The 1913-nt window shown below is 43.6% G+C and carries 1 pseudogene; it reads left to right on the plus strand.

Going from position 1 to position 1913, the window contains the following annotated elements:
• Nucleotides 1-414: 414 nt before the first annotated feature.
• Nucleotides 415-1821 (plus strand): annotated as a pseudogene (gene ltrA / locus D0T84_RS22085) (group II intron reverse transcriptase/maturase).
• Nucleotides 1822-1913 lie beyond the last annotated feature (92 nt).

Raw genomic sequence — 1913 nt, forward strand, 5'->3', positions numbered from 1 at the left:
TTTTAGTTCGCCCAGCATGGGTGTATTCTAATGGGTGCAAGTCCCTCACACGCCCTAACAACGGGAAGTGTCTAGCCTTGAGCAAGGGTGTCCTTCGCGAGTTGGAATCTAAAGGAAGCCTTCGGCAAATATCTGGCCTGACGTACAGAAACTTGATATCAAGGCTTATGAGTGTGGATTAGTTTGCTAAACAAAACAAAATCCTATAGTTGTTCGGAACACTCGGAGTAAATCAAGCAGGTATAAGATGGAAAGAATACATTCTTAACTGGGGAGGTCTCATGGGCGAGGCTACGCCAAGCAGTAACAACGAACCATGAGAAGTCAGCAGAAGTCATAGTAGTCGGTTAGGAAAGTCGACCACCGATGAAGGACTGAACTTTAATCAAGCAAGCATTATTACCTTATTACCAAATGGAAGAATCAATGCAGACAACAACCTCTTTGGTTGGCTACCCTCAAAATGATAGGACGGAATCCGAAAGCTATGATGGAGCGCACACTTTTAAGTGGATAATAGATAAGAACCTTGTGGAAGTGCATTCAGGCACACGCAATTTGTTGGAACTCATCCTAAGTCCTTCTAACCTGAATGATGCCTATCTTCAAGTTGTAAGGAACAACGGATGCGGAGGTGTCGATAAGATGGGGACGAGCGAACTGTTACCATACCTAAACCTCCACAAAGACGAATTGATTTCAATGCTATTGAATGGCAAATATCGTCCCTCACCCGTTCGTCGGGTTGAAATTCCCAAGGAAAACGGTAAGAAACGATTACTAGGTATTCCCACCGTAGTCGACCGTTTTCTCCAGCAGGCCATAAGTCAAGTCTTGGTTGGCATCTATGATTTCGGTTTTAGCGATAACAGTTTTGGTTTTCGTCCCAATCGCAGTGCTCATGACGCTCTCAAACGCGTTCAAGAGTATTCTGAACAGGGATATCGCTACTGCGTAAATCTGGATTTAGAACGCTTCTTTGATACCGTTCACCATAGCAAACTGATAGAGATTCTCTCCCGTACTATTAAGGATGGTCGAGTCATATCTCTGATTCATCACTATTTGAATGCTGGTGTTATGGTTAACCACCGATTTGAAGACACCACCGAGGGTGTTCCCCAGGGAGGTCCTTTGAGTCCAATCTTAAGCAATATTTTGTTGAATGAATTGGATAAGGAGCTTGAACTTCGTGGTCATCCTTTTGTTCGTTACGCCGACGATTGTTTAATCTTGGTAAAGAGTTTACGAGCCACAACCCGTGTTCGTGACAGTATTTCTTCTTTCATCGAAAAGAAGCTTTTCTTGAAGGTGAACTTGGAGAAGAGTGTCATGGGCTCTTTGTCAGGAAAGAAATACCTGGGATACTCCTTCTACTGAAGAGGAAAGCCAAGGCTTTGTCTTTGTGTTCACCGTCATAATCAGGAGAAGTTTAAACGTACGCTCAAACATATAACCTGCCGCAGTAACGGTAAGGGCTATGAATGGTTGAAATATCGTTTAACCTCTTATATCCGAGGTTGGATATCTTACTACCGAATGGCTGATATGAAGTCTTTCATTGAGAATACACATGGATGGCTTCAACGAAGAATCCGCATGTATATTTGGAAGTGTTGGAAGAAGGTAAAGACCAGATATGCTAATCTTCAAAGATGTGGTATCAGTAAATACTTGGCATGGCAATGGGCGAACACTCGGAAAGGGTACTGGCGTATAGCCCGAAGCGGGATTTTAACTCGCTCTATAACTAGCGCGAAGCTAACCAAAGCGGGATATCCATCAATGGTAGCAATATACAGCCGAATGCATCGTAATTAAGGAACCGCCACGTGCCGAACGGCATGCGTGGTGGTGTGAGAGGTCGGAAAATGAAATAGGAGGAAACTATTTCATTTTCCTCCTACTCGATT

Origin of the sequence: Dysgonomonas sp. 521 (assembly GCF_010501055.1) — a bacterium.
Lineage (GTDB): Bacteria > Bacteroidota > Bacteroidia > Bacteroidales > Dysgonomonadaceae > Dysgonomonas.